The organism is Burkholderia singularis, from assembly GCF_900176645.1.
GTDB classification, from domain to species: Bacteria; Pseudomonadota; Gammaproteobacteria; order Burkholderiales; family Burkholderiaceae; genus Burkholderia; species Burkholderia singularis.
In genome coordinates, this window is record NZ_FXAN01000040.1 from 1 (window position 1) to 17948 (window position 17948).

16 protein-coding genes are annotated in these 17948 nt (G+C 57.5%); 12 read left to right on the top strand and 4 right to left on the bottom strand.

Annotation, left to right across the window (positions count from 1 at the left end; translation table 11 throughout):
* Window positions 1-589: 589 nt before the first annotated feature.
* Both BSIN_RS06415 and BSIN_RS06420 read right to left on the bottom strand, forming a co-directional pair.
* Window positions 590-1354, bottom strand: a complete 765-nt coding sequence (locus tag BSIN_RS06415; protein ID WP_369828150.1) for an SDR family oxidoreductase — start codon at window positions 1352-1354, stop codon at window positions 590-592.
* A gap of 115 nt (window positions 1355-1469) precedes the next feature.
* Window positions 1470-2375, bottom strand: a complete 906-nt coding sequence (locus BSIN_RS06420; protein ID WP_059515399.1) for a LysR substrate-binding domain-containing protein — start codon at window positions 2373-2375, stop codon at window positions 1470-1472.
* A gap of 600 nt (window positions 2376-2975) precedes the next feature.
* On the opposite strand from BSIN_RS06420, the gene BSIN_RS26180 reads away from it, so the two are divergent.
* From BSIN_RS26180 to BSIN_RS06475, 12 genes are all read left to right on the top strand, one after another.
* Window positions 2976-3113, top strand: a complete 138-nt coding sequence (locus BSIN_RS26180) for a hypothetical protein (protein ID WP_218192401.1) — start codon at window positions 2976-2978, stop codon at window positions 3111-3113.
* A 94-nt stretch (window positions 3114-3207) separates the two neighbouring features.
* Window positions 3208-3627, top strand: a complete 420-nt coding sequence (locus tag BSIN_RS06425) for a DoxX family protein (protein WP_059515397.1) — start codon at window positions 3208-3210, stop codon at window positions 3625-3627.
* Between the two features lie 373 nt (window positions 3628-4000).
* Window positions 4001-4843: an isochorismatase family protein gene (locus tag BSIN_RS06430; protein WP_143757359.1), complete on the top strand. Its 843-nt coding sequence runs from the start codon at window positions 4001-4003 to the stop codon at window positions 4841-4843.
* A 258-nt stretch (window positions 4844-5101) separates the two neighbouring features.
* Entirely contained in the window at window positions 5102-6907 is a 1806-nt protein-coding gene (locus BSIN_RS06435; RefSeq protein WP_256583685.1) for an amidohydrolase, read from the top strand.
* A gap of 156 nt (window positions 6908-7063) precedes the next feature.
* Entirely contained in the window at window positions 7064-7501 is a 438-nt protein-coding gene (locus BSIN_RS06440; protein ID WP_059515393.1) for a hypothetical protein, read from the top strand.
* 412 nt (window positions 7502-7913) lie between these two features.
* On the top strand, window positions 7914-8120 hold the full coding sequence (locus tag BSIN_RS06445; RefSeq protein WP_059515382.1) for a hypothetical protein: 207 nt from the start codon (window positions 7914-7916) through the stop codon (window positions 8118-8120).
* A gap of 301 nt (window positions 8121-8421) precedes the next feature.
* The gene (locus BSIN_RS06450; protein ID WP_089339868.1) at window positions 8422-9453 is read left to right on the top strand and encodes an L-tyrosine/L-tryptophan isonitrile synthase family protein; all 1032 of its coding nucleotides are present in this window, start codon (window positions 8422-8424) and stop codon (window positions 9451-9453) included.
* Complete coding sequence (locus BSIN_RS06455; protein ID WP_059515379.1) at window positions 9450-10349, top strand: TauD/TfdA dioxygenase family protein; 900 nt, start codon at window positions 9450-9452, stop codon at window positions 10347-10349. The genes BSIN_RS06450 and BSIN_RS06455 overlap by 4 nt, the downstream gene beginning before the upstream one ends.
* A 25-nt stretch (window positions 10350-10374) precedes the next feature.
* Window positions 10375-11859 (top strand): 4-hydroxyphenylacetate 3-hydroxylase family protein, encoded by a 1485-nt coding sequence (locus tag BSIN_RS06460; RefSeq protein ID WP_089339869.1) that lies wholly within the window; start codon window positions 10375-10377, stop codon window positions 11857-11859.
* A gap of 67 nt (window positions 11860-11926) precedes the next feature.
* A complete protein-coding gene (asnB, locus tag BSIN_RS06465) occupies window positions 11927-13792 on the top strand; it encodes an asparagine synthase (glutamine-hydrolyzing) (RefSeq protein WP_089339870.1) in 1866 nt (621 codons plus the stop codon).
* A gap of 67 nt (window positions 13793-13859) precedes the next feature.
* Entirely contained in the window at window positions 13860-14837 is a 978-nt protein-coding gene (locus BSIN_RS06470; protein WP_089339871.1) for a quinone oxidoreductase family protein, read from the top strand.
* A gap of 88 nt (window positions 14838-14925) precedes the next feature.
* Window positions 14926-15870 (top strand): DODA-type extradiol aromatic ring-opening family dioxygenase, encoded by a 945-nt coding sequence (locus BSIN_RS06475; RefSeq protein WP_089339872.1) that lies wholly within the window; start codon window positions 14926-14928, stop codon window positions 15868-15870.
* Here the strand turns inward: BSIN_RS06475 and BSIN_RS06480 are convergent.
* Together BSIN_RS06480 and BSIN_RS06485 are read right to left on the bottom strand one after the other, a co-directional pair.
* On the bottom strand, window positions 15773-16720 hold the full coding sequence (locus tag BSIN_RS06480; protein WP_089339873.1) for a LysR family transcriptional regulator: 948 nt from the start codon (window positions 16718-16720) through the stop codon (window positions 15773-15775). The genes BSIN_RS06475 and BSIN_RS06480 overlap by 98 nt on opposite strands.
* A 628-nt stretch (window positions 16721-17348) precedes the next feature.
* A complete protein-coding gene (locus tag BSIN_RS06485) occupies window positions 17349-17657 on the bottom strand; it encodes a hypothetical protein (RefSeq protein ID WP_143757361.1) in 309 nt (102 codons plus the stop codon).
* Window positions 17658-17948 lie beyond the last annotated feature (291 nt).

Sequence of the window (17948 nt, forward strand, 5' to 3'; positions counted from 1 at the left end):
TAACCGTGTAGGTCACGGACTCCACCACGCCATCACCATCATGCCTCACGCGCGCGCGAATGGGGGACTGGCCTACCCGAGCCGCTTACGCCCGAGGTAACAGGTCGCCAGTTAATAATCGATCTGATGAATGCAGGCTGTGGCTTCGTATTGTTCTTATATTCAGGAAGCCTGATAAATAAGCATCGCGATCACGCATCTCGTTTCCGGATTGCGCCAATGGCTACCCAGCAGCCCGTGTTGGAGTGGATCGGCTTGAAATCGATGACGGTCACGGGCACACCGATCGTTTTGCTACCGAACCGGTTGGCTAGGTAGCGAATGTGTTATCAGACGCGCCCAATCCCGTACCGAATGCCAACGCAGCTGCTCGCTGGGGCGCGGAGCACATGCAGTCGGCGTGCTCTTTCCGCTCACTGACTGGCGGCGGTCACGTGAATCCGGCGTCACGCTTTGGCCCCCGATCGTGAAAGGAGCGATGCTCAGCAGAAAGCGAGCCGAGTGCCGCTGTTGCCGGCTGCGTGTCCTGATTGGTCGATTCGGGCAGCTTTGGCGATACAGGTGGTCGGCTTCCGGTATGCACGCTCGATCAAAAATCACGCACGTCCACGGTCGGTGCTACCCCAAACGCATCGCTCAGCACATAGTCGACCAGCGTGCGAGCGACCGCATCGGGCGAAGCGAGGGCGCCTTCTTGCTTGAGCCGCTCGAATCGCTCGATCGACGGGAATCGCTCACGGCTGCTAGCACGTATCGTTGCCTGCATATCAGTGTCGACGACGCCCGGCGCGACGCTGGCGATGCGCAACGCGCGCCCGGCATCCAGTGCGACTGCCCGCGCGTGATGATCGAGTGCTGCCTTGGTCGCGCAATAGACAGCCCAGCCCGCATACGGATTGCGTGCCGCGCCGCTCGACAGGTGGACGATTCGGCACTCGGTCGTATCGATTGCAAGCTTGGCGATCGCGCTCGACAGTATCAATGGCGTTGTGACGTTCAGGCCGACGGCTCGCGCGACGGCATCGAAATCTTGGGTATCGAGCGGGCCAATGGGCTCGACGGTACCGGCGTTGTTGAACAGCAGGATGCATGAGGCTCCATCGGCGAAGTGTTGCAGCGTGCCGCACGCAAGCCATGCTGCCAAGCGCGCGGGATCAGACAAATCCAATTCGATTTCGGTGAGGCGATTGCCGAATTGCTTGCCAAGCGACGAATGGCGGCCGCGCGACAGGCCGAGCACCGTGATGCCTTGTTGTAGGAGGTGCTCGGCCAACGCGGCGCCGAGCCCGCGAGTGTGGCCTGTGACGATGGCGCGCGTGGTGGACGAACGAAGCGATGAGGTGGCCATATCCATCTTGGAAAGAGTGGGGACCGGAATCGTAACGCCGGCCGCTCTGACGTGCAAATGCCGGCCGCGGTTTTGTCAAGCGGCTTTCTATGCGGTGTGCGGACTGCGACCGACACAACGGTCAATCATTGACGATCCCCGGGATGACTTCGACGAGAAAGTCCACGAATTCGCGGATCGCGGGAAGCGGCCCCTGGCGCGAAGAGGTCATTAGTACAGTGAGCTGCGCAGTGCCCGCGGTCCAGTCCGGCAGGATACGCTGCAGCGTGCCGTCGGCAATTTCGGGCTTGCAGATGTAGGTCGGTAGCGCGACCGCGCCCAGCGCTTTTTGTGCCAGCTTCTTGAGTGCGAGCATATCGGTGCCGCAAAACCGCGGCGTGATAGTCAGCGATTCTTGACCGAGCGTCGGGTGATCGAGTATCAAGCGTTCGGCGGTAACCGTGTGATGGGACAGCATCGGCAGCTTCTCGACGTCGTTGGGCTCAACGATTGGCGCATACTCGGCGAGCAACCGGGGATTCGCGAACAAGCCCCATCGTATTTTTCCGAGAGGGCGTTGCACCATGCCGGAATCCGGTAACGGACGGTGATGGGCGCGAATCAGCACGTCGATTCCGTCGTGCGGCAGATCGACAAATTTGTCCGTGATGTGTTGCATGATCCGGATCTGCGGATGCTTCAGCATGAAACGATCTATGATCGTCGACACGACGAATGCCGAGAAGCCATGCGAGCAACTGATGCGTATCGTGCCGACGGATTCGGTCGCGCGTCGACGGAGCGCCATCGTTGCCGACTCGACGTCGTTCAAGATCGCGCGTGCATAGTCATATAGTTCGAGGCCCGCATCGGTTGGCGTGATCCTGCGTGTGGAGCGCTGCAACAGCAACACGCCGAGTTCTTCTTCCAGACGAATCAAGCTGCGGCTGACCGTTGATTTGGGCACGCTCAGTGTTTCGCTGGCTGCGGTGATGCTTTTCTTTTCCAGAACTTGAACGAAAAACGCGAGCGCGCTGAAATCTAGCATAACGGTATTGGGGCAATATGGAACGGGCGGCGGCTTGGGCGATGCCGCTGCAAGTTATGCCGCCATGTTAATGATGGTTGGTGATATGTATTGTTTGCTTGCTCGCATTATGGCTTCGAGCGATGAAGCGGGAATCTACTATTAGATGGCGCCAGCCTCATTTCTTCCTACGATATTTAACTATTTGACGATATCTGACAGCTTGCTTTCGATCGATTGATGCTGAAAGCCACGCATGGTCTTCGAGCAGGTATAGGAAGGGAAATGGCTCAGATGCCGAATCGTTGCTTTTTTTCGACAGATTTTCCCAATATTGAGCATTGCATATTTGTTTCGATATCCGTACAGTCACCGCGAAAATCAATCGGCATGCTATATGCTCTGGAGACGATGGACCGATAAAAGAAACAGGGATAAAGACGTTAGACGAAACTAATTCAGTGTTCGCTGAAAAGATCTTACGCCTAGATCGATGCCAATGGCGGCAGCGATTGCTGCGTCCATCCGGGCCATGCTGAGAGTAAGCGGTGGCACGGCAAATCGCGGTTGTCATGACGCAGGCGGATAAAGGACGGAATGACATTGCGCGGCATACAGCGCATGGCAAACTTCAAGGACTTCGAAATACCTGCATTTGCCGGTATGGTGGCTAACATGGGAGTTGTCGCACTTGGGAGCTATCGGATTCATCGGTTCGGTAACTTTGTCGCGGAACAGGTGATGAGCGGCGCGTGGTGAGGCTGCAGCCGAGCCCCTGACAAGACACCTCTATCATTAAACCCGTGCAGGCTCCTTGCCGGCACATCAAATAGAACTGGGAGTGGAATCGACTATGGATTTCAATAAGAACTTTCTCGCGAATCAAAAAGACCTACTGCTGTTGGTCGCACGGATTTTGATCGTCCTGCTGTTTCTTCCTTCGGGATGGCAGAAGCTCGTGGGTTTTTCCGGGACGGTCGAATATATGGCGTCGACCGGTGCGCCGCTCCCCACGCTGGCCGCCTTGATTGCAGTGATCATGGAATTGCCGGTGTGCGTCGCACTTCTTGTCGGTTTTTTTACCAGGCCGCTTGCGTTGTTGCTCGCCCTGTATACCATCGGCACGGCATTCATCGGCCATCACTATTGGTCGATGCCCGAATCCGTACAGATGAACATGATGATTCATTTCTATAAGAACATTGCAATTGCGGGTGGGTTATTCGCATTGTGCGCCGCAGGTCCCGGAAGACTTTCCGTCGATCGCGAATAAATAAAAAACCGCTGAAATCGTCAGGAACGGTACCGCCAGACGGCGCGCGGAGAACTCGTCGCGGTGGTGCCGGCACTCACGCGGACATGCGCGTGACATGGTGTGAGCCAGTAGGCTCTGCTCATTCGTCTAGTATCGAAAACACGCAGGCCAGACGCGCCGTCACCGGGTGCGCAATGCTAATACGGCGTTGGGCTGCCGAAGCGAGAATGTTCGACGATGTGACTCAAATGTGGGAAAAACATTCCAAGGAATGAGTCATATGTCCGGCTCGATTTGCGTTATCGTTCAATCAAATCCTGATTTCGAAAAATCAGGATTGCTTGTGATTTAGAGAAAATTTATCCAGAAATAAATTTCAGGAGAGGCAGACGTGAAGTTCAACAAGATCGCACCGATATTCACGGTGCTTGCCAGTCTTGCGGCCGTGGCCCATGCCGACGAGAACATTCCTTCTTCGGTTTACAGTACTCCCGAGCTCTCGAATATTCCTAAAGTCGGTGACTATAGAAGTCCGGAGTTGCTGAATCCAATCAATCACACGCTTGTGATCATCGATTACGAAGACGTGATGGCAACATCGGCGCGTAGCAGTGAGCTGCTCGAACTGAATCGGAATATCGGTGCCGTTGCTTGGTTTTCCAGATTCTATAGAGTGCCAACGGTTCTTACGCTTGGCGGCGAGACAGGGTTCGCCGGACCGTTGATGCCAGTATTGCGGGAAATCTACCCGGGCGCGAAGCCTTATCGCCGAACCAGCACCAATACTTGGGAAGACGACGCAACACGCAATGCGATCATTGGCAAAGGCAAAAAGAAATTGGTGATGATGGGGCTGTGGTCAGACGTTTGTTTGACTTATCCGGTATTGTCGGCAATCAAGGCGGGATACGATGTTTATTTCATTGCCGACGCATCGGCAACGACAAACAAAGTCGGTCACGATCTTGCCGTTCAGCGCATGATTCAGGCAGGTGCGCATCCGCTTAGCACGGTCGATTACGTTTTCGAACTAGTCAGGGACTGGGCGCGCCCCGATAACACATCGCCGGTTCGCAGCAAGGCGCTTCATGAAGCCTTCAAGAAATACGGCATATTGCGCGAAGAGCTCGACTATACGGATTACATGGTTCCCACATCTGCGTTCTATCACGGTTTCGATTATTCCGGCATGGGCGAACCGGATCCGAAGCCGATATCCAAGCCAGCCAAGTAGATTGCTTTACCGGAGCCGGTGGCATAGGCGCGGTATTGCCGCCGTGATGGCCTGTGTGCATGCAATGCATGCACAGCGTTCAGCCGCGATACCTAGGATGAGGATGCTATGAAGAAACGGACGTTCCTGTCGTCGGCCGCCGCCGTTGGATTGGGCGTGTTGACCAAAGACGGCGCCGCATTCGACGCACGGCGGAAAGTCTCGGATGAGCGTTCCGAGACGGCCGATCTTATCCTCGTGAATGGCCGGATTCATACGATGAACCGGAAGCAGCGTTTGGCGCAGGCCGTGGCGATCGCGAGCGGAAAGTTTCTCGCTGTCGGTGAGAACCGGGACGCGATGCGGCATGCCGATTCACGAACACAGATCATTGATCTCGGCGGCCGCACCGTGATTCCGGGGCTCAACGATTCTCATCTGCATTTGATTCGCGGCGGACTGACCTACAACCTCGAACTGCGCTGGGAGGGCGTACCGTCGTTGGCGGATGCGCTTCGTATGCTCAAGGATCAGGCTGCCGTCACGCCGCCGCCGCAATGGGTGAGGGTAGTAGGCGGCTGGAGCGAATTTCAGTTCGCCGAGCGCAGGATGCCGACGCTTGAGGAGATTAATGCGGTTGCGCCGGATACTCCGGTATTCGTGATGCATTTGTACGATCGCGCGTGGCTCAATCGTGCCGCGCTGCGGGCCGTTGGCTATACGAGGCAAACACCCGAGCCGCCAGGCGCAGAGATTCAGCGCGACGCAAATGGTGAGCCGACCGGGATGCTGATCGCGAAGCCCAATGCCGCGATTCTGTATGCGACGCTGAACCAGGGGCCGAAACTTCCGTTGGAATACAAGCTGAATTCGACACGCCAGTTTATGCGTGAACTCAATCGCCTTGGCGTGACGAGTGCGGTGGATGCTGCCGGTGGCTACCAAAGCTATCCTGACGACTATCAGGTGATCGAGCAACTGGCGAAGCAAAAGCAGATGACAGTTCGCATTGCTTATAACCTGTGCCCGCAGCGTGCCGGCAGCGAGTATGAAGATCTCGAATCGTGGGTCCAATCCACTCGACCGGGAAAAGGCGACGATTTTCTTCGCAATAACGGAGCCGGTGAAGCGTTGGTTTGGTCGGCGCTGGATTTCGAGGACTTCATGCAACCGCGCCCCACTCAGGGCGCCGAGATGGAACGCGATCTCGAGCGCGTCGCCCGGCTGTTGGTTGCGCATCGTTGGCCGTTTCGCATTCATGCGACTTACAACGAATCGATTGAACGGATATTGAACGTCTTCGAGAAGGTCGATCGAGACATTCCGTTTGACGGGCTGACATGGATCGTAGATCACGCGGAGACGATCACGCCTCGCAATATCGAACGAATCGGCGCGCTGGGCGGTGGGATTGCGATTCAGCACCGGATGGCGTTCCAGGGAGAATACTTCGTTCAACGATATGGCAAGCAGGCCGCCGCCCATACTCCGCCCATCGCGCGAATGCTGGATCTGGGCGTGCCAGTCGGCGGGGGCACCGATGCGACGAGAGTGGCAAGCTATAACCCGTGGACCGCGCTGTATTGGCTTGTGTCAGGCAAGACGGTAGGCGGCATGTCGCTCTACGGTCATGCGAACCGGCTGTCGCGCGAGACCGCACTGGAACTGTGGACGGTCGGCAGCGCATGGTTTTCTTCCGATTCCGGACGCAAGGGCGCTATCACGCCGGGACAGCTGGCAGACCTGGCTGTATTGTCTGACGATTATTTTTCCATTCCGCACGAGCAGATCAAGGCGATATCGTCGATGCTGACGATAGTTGGCGGCGACATTGTCCACGCCTATGGCGAGTTTGCGCATTGGGGACCAATGCCGTTGCCGGTCATGCCGGACTGGTCTCCGCTCGTTAAATATCCAGGACATTTTCGTTTGGCGAGCGCTTCGACTGGAAAGATCGCGCATCAATGTCGCGGCGCGTGCGCCGTACATGGGCATGTTCACGATTTTGCCAGACGTTCGGACATTCCAGTGTCAGATGTCGCGGGCTTCTGGGGCGCGCTGGGATGTTCATGCTTTAGTTTCTGATCGGCACGGCGCGAGCTAAACGTGAATGAAGCGGCGGACGGATCACTTTGTTACATCTCTTACCGGCACTCCCCCATTGGATAACGAAAACCTTTCGCGCCGCCGGTATACTCGTTGACGGTGTCCCAAAACCCATAACTGAAAGACCTGTCATCTATGTCGAAGAAACTCATTCAGATCGTGGCTGCCGCATCGCTGTTCGCCGCGGCATCTTTGCCGGCCATGGCCGGCGGTGATATGAACAATGCGCTTGGCGGCGCGCTTGGCGGGGTAGCCGGCGCAGCCGTCGGCGGCGCCGTGGGCGGCAGCACGGGCGCAGTCATCGGCGGTGCACTCGGCGGTGGCGCAGGCGGCGCGGTCACGTCGAACCGCCGCGAGCGCACGGGCGCGATCATCGGCGGTGCACTTGGCGGTGGCGCCGGCACGGCAGCGGGCAACGCGATGGGCGGCCGTGCAGGCGGCCTTGTCGGCGCAGCCGTTGGCGGTGGCGCGGGCGCGGCGCTCGGCGGCAATATCTCGCGTTCCAACTCATACGAAAACGATCGAGACTACCGGCGCGGCCGCCATCACGGCAAGCATCATCACCGCGACTGAGCCACCCGCCGATCCGACATCGGGGCGCCGATCGCCCCGTGATCGGCGATCCTGTCATATGCGGCTGGCACGCTGCACAGCATGCCAGCCGCAAAAATAAGCATCTCAATTCATCCTGAGCCAAATATTCGCGCCACCTCCTTGGTGCGCCGATGTATTTGCGCATCACGCGATCAAGCGGCTTGACGCTTACGTTGGTACGGTCGCGTTCTCCGCCGTGCACCGATCTCGGTGGCGTGCTTTCCGCGGTTTCAATCGCCTCTCTTTGCATCGCTGATGCGGCCATGTTCGCCAGCCGTGAAGGCGCCTTCACGCGTTGCAAGACCGGTGCTTGGAACGCCGGATTGATTCGACTCTGCATTGGCGTGTGGCGGCAAGCCCATCTGTTGTTAATCAAATCACAGGTGGTTCAATGCCGCTCGACAATGCGGTGACGATTGGACAGACCGTCATGCCTGCGACGGGCCGCGCGACTGGGCAGTCGATGCTCGCTGCAACGATGGGCGATCGGAAGGCCGGCAATGGGCAAAAGACCAACGTGAAGACTTACGTCTTCGCACCGCAAATCCCGACGCCGCTGGGCAAGCTCGCGACGAATGTCACGTTGACCCACAGATAAGCGCAGGCCGGACCCACCACGTGTTTGCTATCGCCATAGGCGCATGACGCTTGCTGCGGGCGCCGTGCCGATGCGTGATGCTCGTCAATTCTCTCTTCCTTTTCATCTCCCTTCCGTCTTCATCTCCAAGGCACCGTTAGTGCGTGCCCGCCTCAAGGAGAACGAGTGCGTAAGCTTTTTCGTTTTCTTTGTTGGAAGAAAATTTTCCGAACAATCCTTTCGATGAATCCGTATTTATCGAGCTATTCCTTAAAAATAGAATTTTCCGGTCAGCTAATTAATTTAAAAACGAGGAAACTTCATGAAATACGACCGGAACACGGAGATTTCCCGATCGGTCCTGGGTGAAATTCTTCGAGTTCACCGCCGATATCCGGAATACAGAAACCGATCCGACATTCGCCATGAAATCGAACGCATTCACGAAATCCAACTTCCCAGAATACGGAAATTCGTCGATACGGACCGGCCGATCGAGTTCGTGTTGCCGGCTTTTCCGTCGAAATCGCCGAATCCCGGCAAGGTATTGGGACGACTTCCCGATATGGGCGAAAAACTGTCGATCGCTTTCTTGAATGAGATGTGCGAAAACATCGGACGATTCTATGAACCCGGCGCGAAACTGACGATTTGCTCGGACGGACGCGTATTCGGCGATCTGATTCGAGTCGACGATCATGACATCACTGCTTATCAGCAAGCGTTGCAGCGAATCATTGCTGATCTCGACACCGAGCATTTGTCTACCTACAACCTCGAAAATTTCGAACCGTTTGCCGGACGTACAGCGGATTTCGACGAAATGCGCCGGTTGCTGATCGACACATATGCGGACCCGCTGGATGTGGTCAAGCAAAAACTGATGGATGCAGAAGGCACGCTGCTTTATCGCGCAGTGACTCGCTTCATGTACGAAGACGGTTTAATGCCCGATTACAGCGGGTCCAAGACCGCGCTGCAGAAAGATGCGAAATTGCGCGCGCTCGGTGTGATTCAGCGGAGCTGGGCATGGGGAGCACTGCTGGCCGAACGATTTCCTGACGCGATTCGCCTGTCAATTCATCCACAACCAGCCGCCAGTCTGAAGATCGGTATTCACATGATGCAGACACGCGATAGCTGGCTGACGCCGTGGCATGGCGTCGCGGTGAGTGTCGGCGGCCAGTTCATGTTGATGAAGCGCCGCGATGCCGAGTTGCTGGGCGGCCGCGTTGTGACCCACGATCACCGGCCGAGCCACTACGAGATTGCGCCTTCGTCCGTGCGCACGGGTATCGATCCGGGGGAGATGAACAAGAATCGCTTTCTTACTACTGCTTCGGAGACCGTATGAATGACTTTTTCATGAAACGAACGGTAGCGTTTGAACCGTTGATCGGGGCGTCTGGCGAACCTTGCTCGTTTGGTGTGATGGTGAAACCGGACGGAGGGCGCCGTCACGTCGGTGAGTTGTCGATCGAGTGGCTGCGTGCGCTGGTGCGCAGCCAGCAATTGGTGGTGTTGCGCGGTTTCGACAGTTTCGACGACGCCCAAAGCCTGACCCGCTATTGCGCGACTTTTGGCGAAATCATGATGTGGCAGTTTGGCGCCGTACTCGAACTCGTCGAGCATGCCGATCCGGACGACCATATTTTTGCGAACAGCTACGTGCCGTTGCATTGGGATGGGATGTACCTCGAAACCGTACCGGAATTCCAGGTATTTCAGTGTGTGCAGGCGGTTGGCGAAGGGGATGGCGGGCGCACGACGTTTTCCAGCACGACGCAGGCGTTGCGCATCGCGACGCAGGAGGAGCTGGCGCTTTGGCGCCGCGCGAGCGGCCGCTATCAGCGAACGGTCGAGCTTTACAGCAATACGGTGGAAGCGCCGATCATCGGCAGGCATCCACGTCGTGAATTTCCGATTCTGCGGTTTTGCGAACCGCCACTCGAAGGAGACGACACGTTCATCAATCCTTCGCACTACGTGTTCGAAGGGGTTGCCGAATACGAGAGAAAGACGCTGCTCGACAGTCTGAAACGCAGGCTATACGACCCGCGTGCGCATTACGCACATCACTGGCAGACGGGTGACGTGGTATTGACTGACAACTTCACGTTGTTGCACGGGCGTGAGCGTTTCGTCAGCCGTACCGGCCGGCATCTGCGCCGAGTTCATATCCACGGTGAACCGCCGCTTCGCAACCCGCATTTGTCGAAGGAACGGCAGGCGGCTGACATCACGGCCTGATTGGGCGAGCAACGGAGAGAAGAACATGACGTTGATGAACGGGGACGACTATCTCGAGAGCTTGCGCGATGGTCGCAACGTGTATCTCGGCGGCGAGCGTATTAAGGATGTCACGACACACCGCGCCTTTCGCAATGCCGCTCGCAGTATTGCTTCGCTCTACGACGCTTTGCATGGCGAGCATCGCGAGCGCTTGACCGCGCCGGACCAGCATGGGCAAATCACGCACCGCTTTTTCAAACCGAGCTATTCGGCTGACGATCTGTTGTCGGCACAGGATGCCATCCGGATCTGGTCGCAAATGACCTATGGCTTCATGGGCCGCACGCCTGACTACAAGGCCGCGTTCATGTCCGGTCTCGAAGCTGGCGCCGATTATTACGGCGACTTTCGGCAGAACGCCGTGGCTTGGTACAAGCGTTTCGCGAGTCATGGGTTGTATCTGAACCATGCGATCATCAATCCGCCTCTCGATCGCGGCAAAACCATTCACGACATGCGTGACGTTTTTGTTCACGTGGTGAGTGAAAACGATCGCGGTATCGTCGTAAGCGGTGTGAAGATGCTTGCGACCGCGGGCGCGCTGACGAATGCGACATTCGTTGCACCCGTCGCATCGGCGCTGCTCGAACCTGGTAAGGCGGAAGACTTTGCGGTGGTGTTCTTCGCCCGGATGGACAATCCGGGCCTGAGCCTGATGTGCCGGCCTTCATACGAAGCGGCGGCGACAAGTCCGTTTGACGCGCCGCTGGCGAGCCGTTTCGACGAAAACGATAGCGTGCTGATTTTCGACAACGCGTTGATTCCGTGGGAGGACGTCCTTGTCTACCGCGATGTCAAGCGTGCGACCGGTTTCTATTCATCGTCTGGTTTTGCAAATCTATACAACTTTCAATCCGGCATCCGGCTTGCCGTCAAGCTGGAATTGATGATTGGGTTGCTGTCGTTCGGTACGCGGGCGAACGGTACGCACGCGTTTCGCGGCATTCAGGCCGCGCTCGGCGAACTGATCGCGCTATGGCATTTGTTGAGAGCCGTTACGTCAGCAATGGCGCGTGATCCCGAACGCACGGCTGCCGGCGTCGTCGTACCGAGGCTTGAGTATGCGTCGGCACTGCGAATACAAGTGCCGCAAATCTGGAAGCGCGTACGTGAGCTGATGGAGACCGCGCTTGGCGGCTCGCCGCTCGTCACGGTGTCCAGCGCAGCGGATTTGCTCGATCCACACGTCGAGCAACTGATCGGCGCTTATTACCGAGGCGCAGCGCTCGAGCCCGAGCAGCGAATCAAGCTCTTCAAGCTGATTTGGGACGCGACCGGCAGTGAATTCGGTTCGCGTCATTCGGTTTACGAAACACATTATTCAGGCAATTTCGACCAGATCCGTCTCGATTCGCTGACCTGGGCGACGCGATCCGGCCAGCTCGCCAGCTGCGAGGAATTCGCTCGACATTGCATGGACGACTACGACACTGCAGGTTGGCTACGAGGGCCATGGGTTCGCGATTGAACTGCGTCGCGCTTTTCTGATTGTCGTTTCAATTCAAGCCAATCAATGTATTTCAATAGGAGCAGCCATGTGCGGCATCACTGGATGGGTTGACTTCGCGCGCGATCTGCGCGGCCAAGCGGAAATCGTCGATAAGATGACCGATACGCTCGTGCGCCGGGGACCGGACGCACGCGGCGTGTGGCTCGACACGCATGTCGCGCTGGGACACCGGCGTCTTGCGATCATCGATCCGGAGCGCGGTGCGCAGCCGATGCTGAGCCAGGAGCGGGGCCCACGCGATTTGCCGCGTGCGGTCATCTCATATGCTGGCGAAACCTACAATTTCCGCGAACTGCGCGCCGAACTGATCGCGCTGGGCCACCGTTTCGGCACGGATTGCGACACGGAGGTCGTGTTGCGTGCGTATCTCGAATGGGGCGTCGAATTCGTTCATCGCCTGAACGGCATGTATTCGATTGCGATCTGGGATACCGCACGCGACGAGTTGCTGCTGGTGCGTGACCGTCTGGGCGTGAAGCCGCTGTTCTATTTTCCGACAGCTGATGGCGTGTTGTTCGGCTCCGAGCCGAAAGCGATTCTCGCGCATCCCGACGTGCAGGCGCGCACGTCGTCGCAAGGGATTTGCGATGCGCTACTGTTTCTGCGCACACCGGGGCAAGTGCCGTTTTCCGGCATGCGCGAGCTGAAGCCGGGACATTTGCTGCGGGTCCGGTACGGCAAGATGATCGAGACGCGTTATTGGGCGCTCGAAGCGCGTCCTCATACCGACGATCTGCCGACGACAATCGCGACGATCCGCTCGCTGCTCGACGACATCGTATCGCGCCAGATGGTCGCCGACGTGCCGTTGTGCTCGCTGCTGTCGGGCGGCATCGATTCAAGCACCGTCGCCGCGCTCGCGCAAAAGCACCGGCGGCAAAGCGGCGGAACGCTGTCGACATTCTGCGTCGACTTTACCGGACATACGCAGCACTTTCAGGCCGATCCGATTCGTCCGACAGCCGACGCGCCATACGCGCTGGAGGTCGCCCGTCATATCGGCAGCGATCATCATACGATCGAATTGAATCAAGCCGGGCTGCTCGATCCGACGATACGCGAGACGGTGTTGCGCGCATGGGACTTACCGTTCAATTTCGCGGATCTGGATGTGTCGTTATACAAACTGTTTGCCGAAATCCGCAAGCATGCGACTGTCGCGTTGTCCGGCGAAGCGGCCGATGAAATTTTCGGCGGCTATCTGTGGTTTTCCGATCCCGTTGCGCGGAGTGCACCGACCTTTCCGTGGCTCAAACTGGGTGCCCACCGCGGGCTTGATCCGCGCGCACTGTTCCATTCGTGGTTCATCGACGAACTGAAGCTCGGTGAATATGAGGCTGATCTCTATCACTCGGCGCTCGCGGAAGTCCCGCAACTGGACGGGGAGAATCCGGAGGACCGGCGCACGCGCGAGCTTCATTATTTGACGCTCACGCGATGGCTGCCGGTACTGCTGGACAAGAAGGACCGGATGGGAATGGCAAGCGGCCTCGAAGGACGGGTGCCGTTCTGCGACCATCGGCTTGTTGAATACGTATTCAACATTCCGTGGGCAATGAAAAAATTCAATGGTCAGGAAAAGGCGCTGTTGCGCGCGGCGGCGGCTGATCTGTTGCCCGATTCGGTGTTGAATCGCAAGAAAGCAGCTTATCCGTCGATCCAGGCGCCAGGGTACGACCGCGGCCTCCTTACCCGGCTCAATCAAGCGATCGACGAAGGTCATGCGCCGCTGAAACCGTTCATCGATAGCCGCGCATTACGCAAACTCACGGAAAAAACCGAGACCGGAAGCCTGTCGGAATTTGAACGAATTCTGCTCGAGTCGAGCAGCCGGCTCAACAACTGGCTCGATCTTTATCAGGTCGAGCTGGACGGCGTCGTCGCGAATTGATGTGCGGATGTATTTCCACGCATCTTCAAGAATCGGCGCAAACGAATAAACAGACGGAGCATACAGAATGCATCATGCCATCGAGATCCGCGAAACCGGCGGCCCTGAAGTTCTGAATTATGTGACGCGTTCCGACGAACTCGAAGCCGGCGACGGCGAACTGCTCGTCGAACTCGAGGCGGCAGGCGTGAATTTCATTGACTTGTATCGCCGCGAAGGCCGCTATCCGATGCCATTGCCCGGCACGCCGGGCGAAGAGGGCGCGGGGCGCGTTCTCGCGGTCGGCCCGAAAGTCAGTCGCTTCAAGCCGGGTGATCGCATCGCCTGGACCACCGTGATGGGGAGCTATGCAACTCGCGTGATCGTGCCGCAAGACAAGGCGATTGCCGTGCCGGACGGGATCGATCTGCAAACCGCCGCAGCGGCGCTCGTCCAGGGAATGACGGCACATTATTTGGTCAACGATTCATATCGTGCTCGCGCAGGCGAAACGGTGCTTGTCCATGCGGCGGCTGGCGGCGTGGGCCTGCTGCTGACGCAGTGGCTCAAACAGCGCGGAGTGCGCGTGATCGGTACCGTGTCGACTGACGAGAAGGCGGCGCTCGCGCTTAGCAACGGCGTTGACGCCGTGATCGTTCATCGCGCGGGCGAGGATCTTGCCGGTGAAGTACGCCGTTTGACGGGCGGCAACGGTGTTCACGCAGCTTACGACGGCGTTGGGGCCGCAACGTTCGATGCGAGCTTGGCGAGTCTGCGCGTGCGCGGCACGTTGGTGCTGTTCGGCGGTGCGAGCGGGCCGGTGCCGCCGGTCGACGTCATGAGGCTGCTGTGGGGAGGTTCGCTGACGTTGACGCGGCCTTACCTCGAGCATTTCCGTGCGACCATCGAGGAATTCGAGTGGCGCGCTAGCGAAGTATTCGACGGAATCAAAAACGGTTCGTTGAAGCTCAGGATAGGCCGCACGTACTCGCTCGCCGACGCATGGCGTGCTCACGCCGATCTCGCCGCACGCAGCACGACCGGAAAACTGCTATTGCTGCCGTGATGCCGCGTCGTTCGCGCGCATCAATCGTTGGATCATTCGTTTTCCGAATGTTTGTTGAATTGCTGAATTCTCGAACGGGATACCATTTATGGGAAGAATCATCGGCGCTGGCCTGATTTCGCATGCGCCTGTCGTCATGATGCCGGATGACGTGCGACTGCGCGAAAACGGCGGCCGCGATTTCACGCTCGTTACCGGCCTCATGCAACTACGGCGCGAAATCTTCGATATGGTCGATTACGACACGGTACTGGTATTCGACAGTCACTGGCGGACCACGACTGGAGCGGTTGTCACTGCGCATGAGCGTCGGACAGGACGCTTCACGTCGGATGAAATGCCGTGGGCGATCCGCCAACTTCCATACGATTTGGCCGGCGATCCGGAACTCGCGCACATGATTGCCGATCTGGCGCCGCAACACGCCTCGTGGATTGACGCCGTCGATGATCCATATTTGCCGATTCACTACGCGACTTTGAATCCATGGACCTATCTCGGTCGGCCCGACAAACGCTGGATGTCGATGTCCATATGCCAGACCGCGACGTCCGACGATTTTGTCCGGATGGGAGCAATTGTTGCGGAAGCGGTTGCACGTGTCGATTGTCGAGTGCTGTTGCTTGCGTCGGGCGGCCTGTCGCATATGTTCTGGCCGCTTGCCGAATTGCGTAACCGGATGGCGGGCGCTGCATCGAACATCGTGACGCCTGCTGCGCGCGAGGCGGACGAGCGGCGGATTGCGTGGTTGGAGGCGGGCCGGCATGATCGGGTGATCGAATCGATGCCGGAGTTTCTGGATTTTGAACCTGAAGCGAACTTTGGCCATTACCTGATGATGGCCGGCGCGATCGGAGCGTGCGATTGTGTGTCGCGCGGCCGTCTTTTCAGCGAATACGAGAACGGGATCGGCACCGGCCAGGTCCATCTGTGGTTCAGTCCGTCTGATGCACGATGGACGCAGGCTGGCCCTCAGCAGGCAATAGCCCGGTCAGATACGTCTGTACTGCGCCGAGAAACAACCGCTCTCTGACAGACGCGTTTCGCGCCGACGTGCGAAACGCATAGATGCCGCCCTTTTGCATCGTCCACTCGGGCAGCAGCCGGTGCAAACGTCCATTGCGAAGGTCATTAGCGACCAGATAATCGGGAAATGCACTGACACCGGCGCCGGCCAGCACCATCTGGTGCGCGAGCAAGACGCTTTCCATCTTGAGTCGGCCATTTGTCTGCACACGGATCGATTGCTTATATCGGCAGAATACGGAATGGCTCGAATTCGCGAGGCAGCGGTGACCGATCCAGTGCGCTTGAGGCAATGCTTCCGGGTGCGTAGGCGACGTGTGTCGCCATACATATTCTGGCGACGCAACCAGAACCTGGTCGAACGTTCCAAGCATTTTCATCCGGAATCCTTTGTTTTTCGGCCAGCCTGCCTCGAATGCCAGATCGATACGCTGCTCGACGAGATCGATTTCTTCGTCGTTGCTCACGATTTCCAGGTCGATTTGCGGATGCTGTTGAATGAATGCCGCCGCGACCGAGCTTAAATGCGTGGTGGAAAAGCCGCTGGGTGCCGCAACCCGCAGCAGCCCGGCGGATTCGTGGCGAAGGTGTTTGATGCTGCCGATGGTTTCATAGAGATTGCCGACGAACGCCTGAGATGCCGCATACAGTTTGGTGCCTGCGTCAGTCAGCGCGATTTTCCGGGTGCTCCGCATGACGAGCTGAGTGTCGATCTCCTCCTCGAGGCGGCTCAGGTATTCACTGACTAGTGATTTGGACATGCCGAGACATTCCGCAGCCGCGGTGAAACTGCCTTTTTCGACGATCGCCATGAAGACGCGCAGGTGATTCAAATTTCTTATACGCACCTCTGACATATTCCGTACCTCAAAACCAAAGCGTGTTGCGAAAAGTCGAGTGCCGACGCCGCGAAACCGCAAGCTGGACTCAACCAGGGTCTGAGACTTCTGTCTCGCGGCACGTGGCGAAAGTGTTGCCAGTACCGTGGGCGGCATTTGTTATTCAATAATGCTACTAATTGTTGCGCGTGCATGCGATTCCAGTCGTCTGCGCCAGTATTCCACGATTAGGATGGAATATTGAAGACGTTTAGGCATTAAATTTTTTCTGGATGTTATTTATTCCGAATATTTAATGGTTACTTTAAAGTAACCGCAAATCGAAATGAAAGAAAGCAAACTATTATTTCGCTCAAGCGTGATCAGGGTATTGCCATTTTTTGATAATTTGGATGGGAATGTGCTTGCTGATTTGCCTGAGTCGTGCGAGGTGATTGCCCGACAACTCACTTGAACGCGCGGCGGGTCAACTGCATCCCAGCCCGGCGGCCTCGACGCTTTCGCCGCCGCGCGAGATTCATTGCGCGGCGAACCGCATCCGCAATTTGGTTAGATAGCGCATGGGCGTCGTCCCGGTCGCCTCTCCAAGGCATTCGACGAATACAGAGCGCGAACGGCCCCTTTCTGCGGTAAATTTCGCGTCGGTCTAGTTTTGGTCCAAATTGCGATGCAGCGGGACAATCGCGCGGCCAAATCGCGGATCGTCGAGCGCCTGTATCCAACCTGTCGCATCGTCGCAGCCGCATTTGTCCTCACCCCGAAAGGTGAAGGCCGCCGCACCGCCGGCGAGCCGCGCGGGAGCGTCTGGTACAGCCGACATGCCATTGCAGGATTGAAGTTCCATCGCATCGAGTACCGGCTCGATTTCCGGATAGCGATTCAGCAACTGGTCGGCGAGCATGACGTCGGGTATTAAAGCGCCAATAGGTTGCATTCCGGCCGAATCGAAATCCATGCAACCGCGGAAGATCAGTTTGCCATCGGATAGGGCTTCGTTGCAGTGGCCTCAGTCGTTTTCGCATGACTATGTCATGGTGCAGACCGCTTTTTGAACCTAGCTTGCCATCGCGCTGCATCGGCGTGATACGCGCTAGGATCCTCTTCTCGCGCAGCGGGTTTCATTCAGCGCGAGTGCGACTTCACGTAGGCACGACGGTTTTACCGCACACTGTACGAATACATCGCGTGTGGCATTCGCATTCCCGATTCGCCCGCTCGGATACCGCACGCTATTTCGTATCGACTC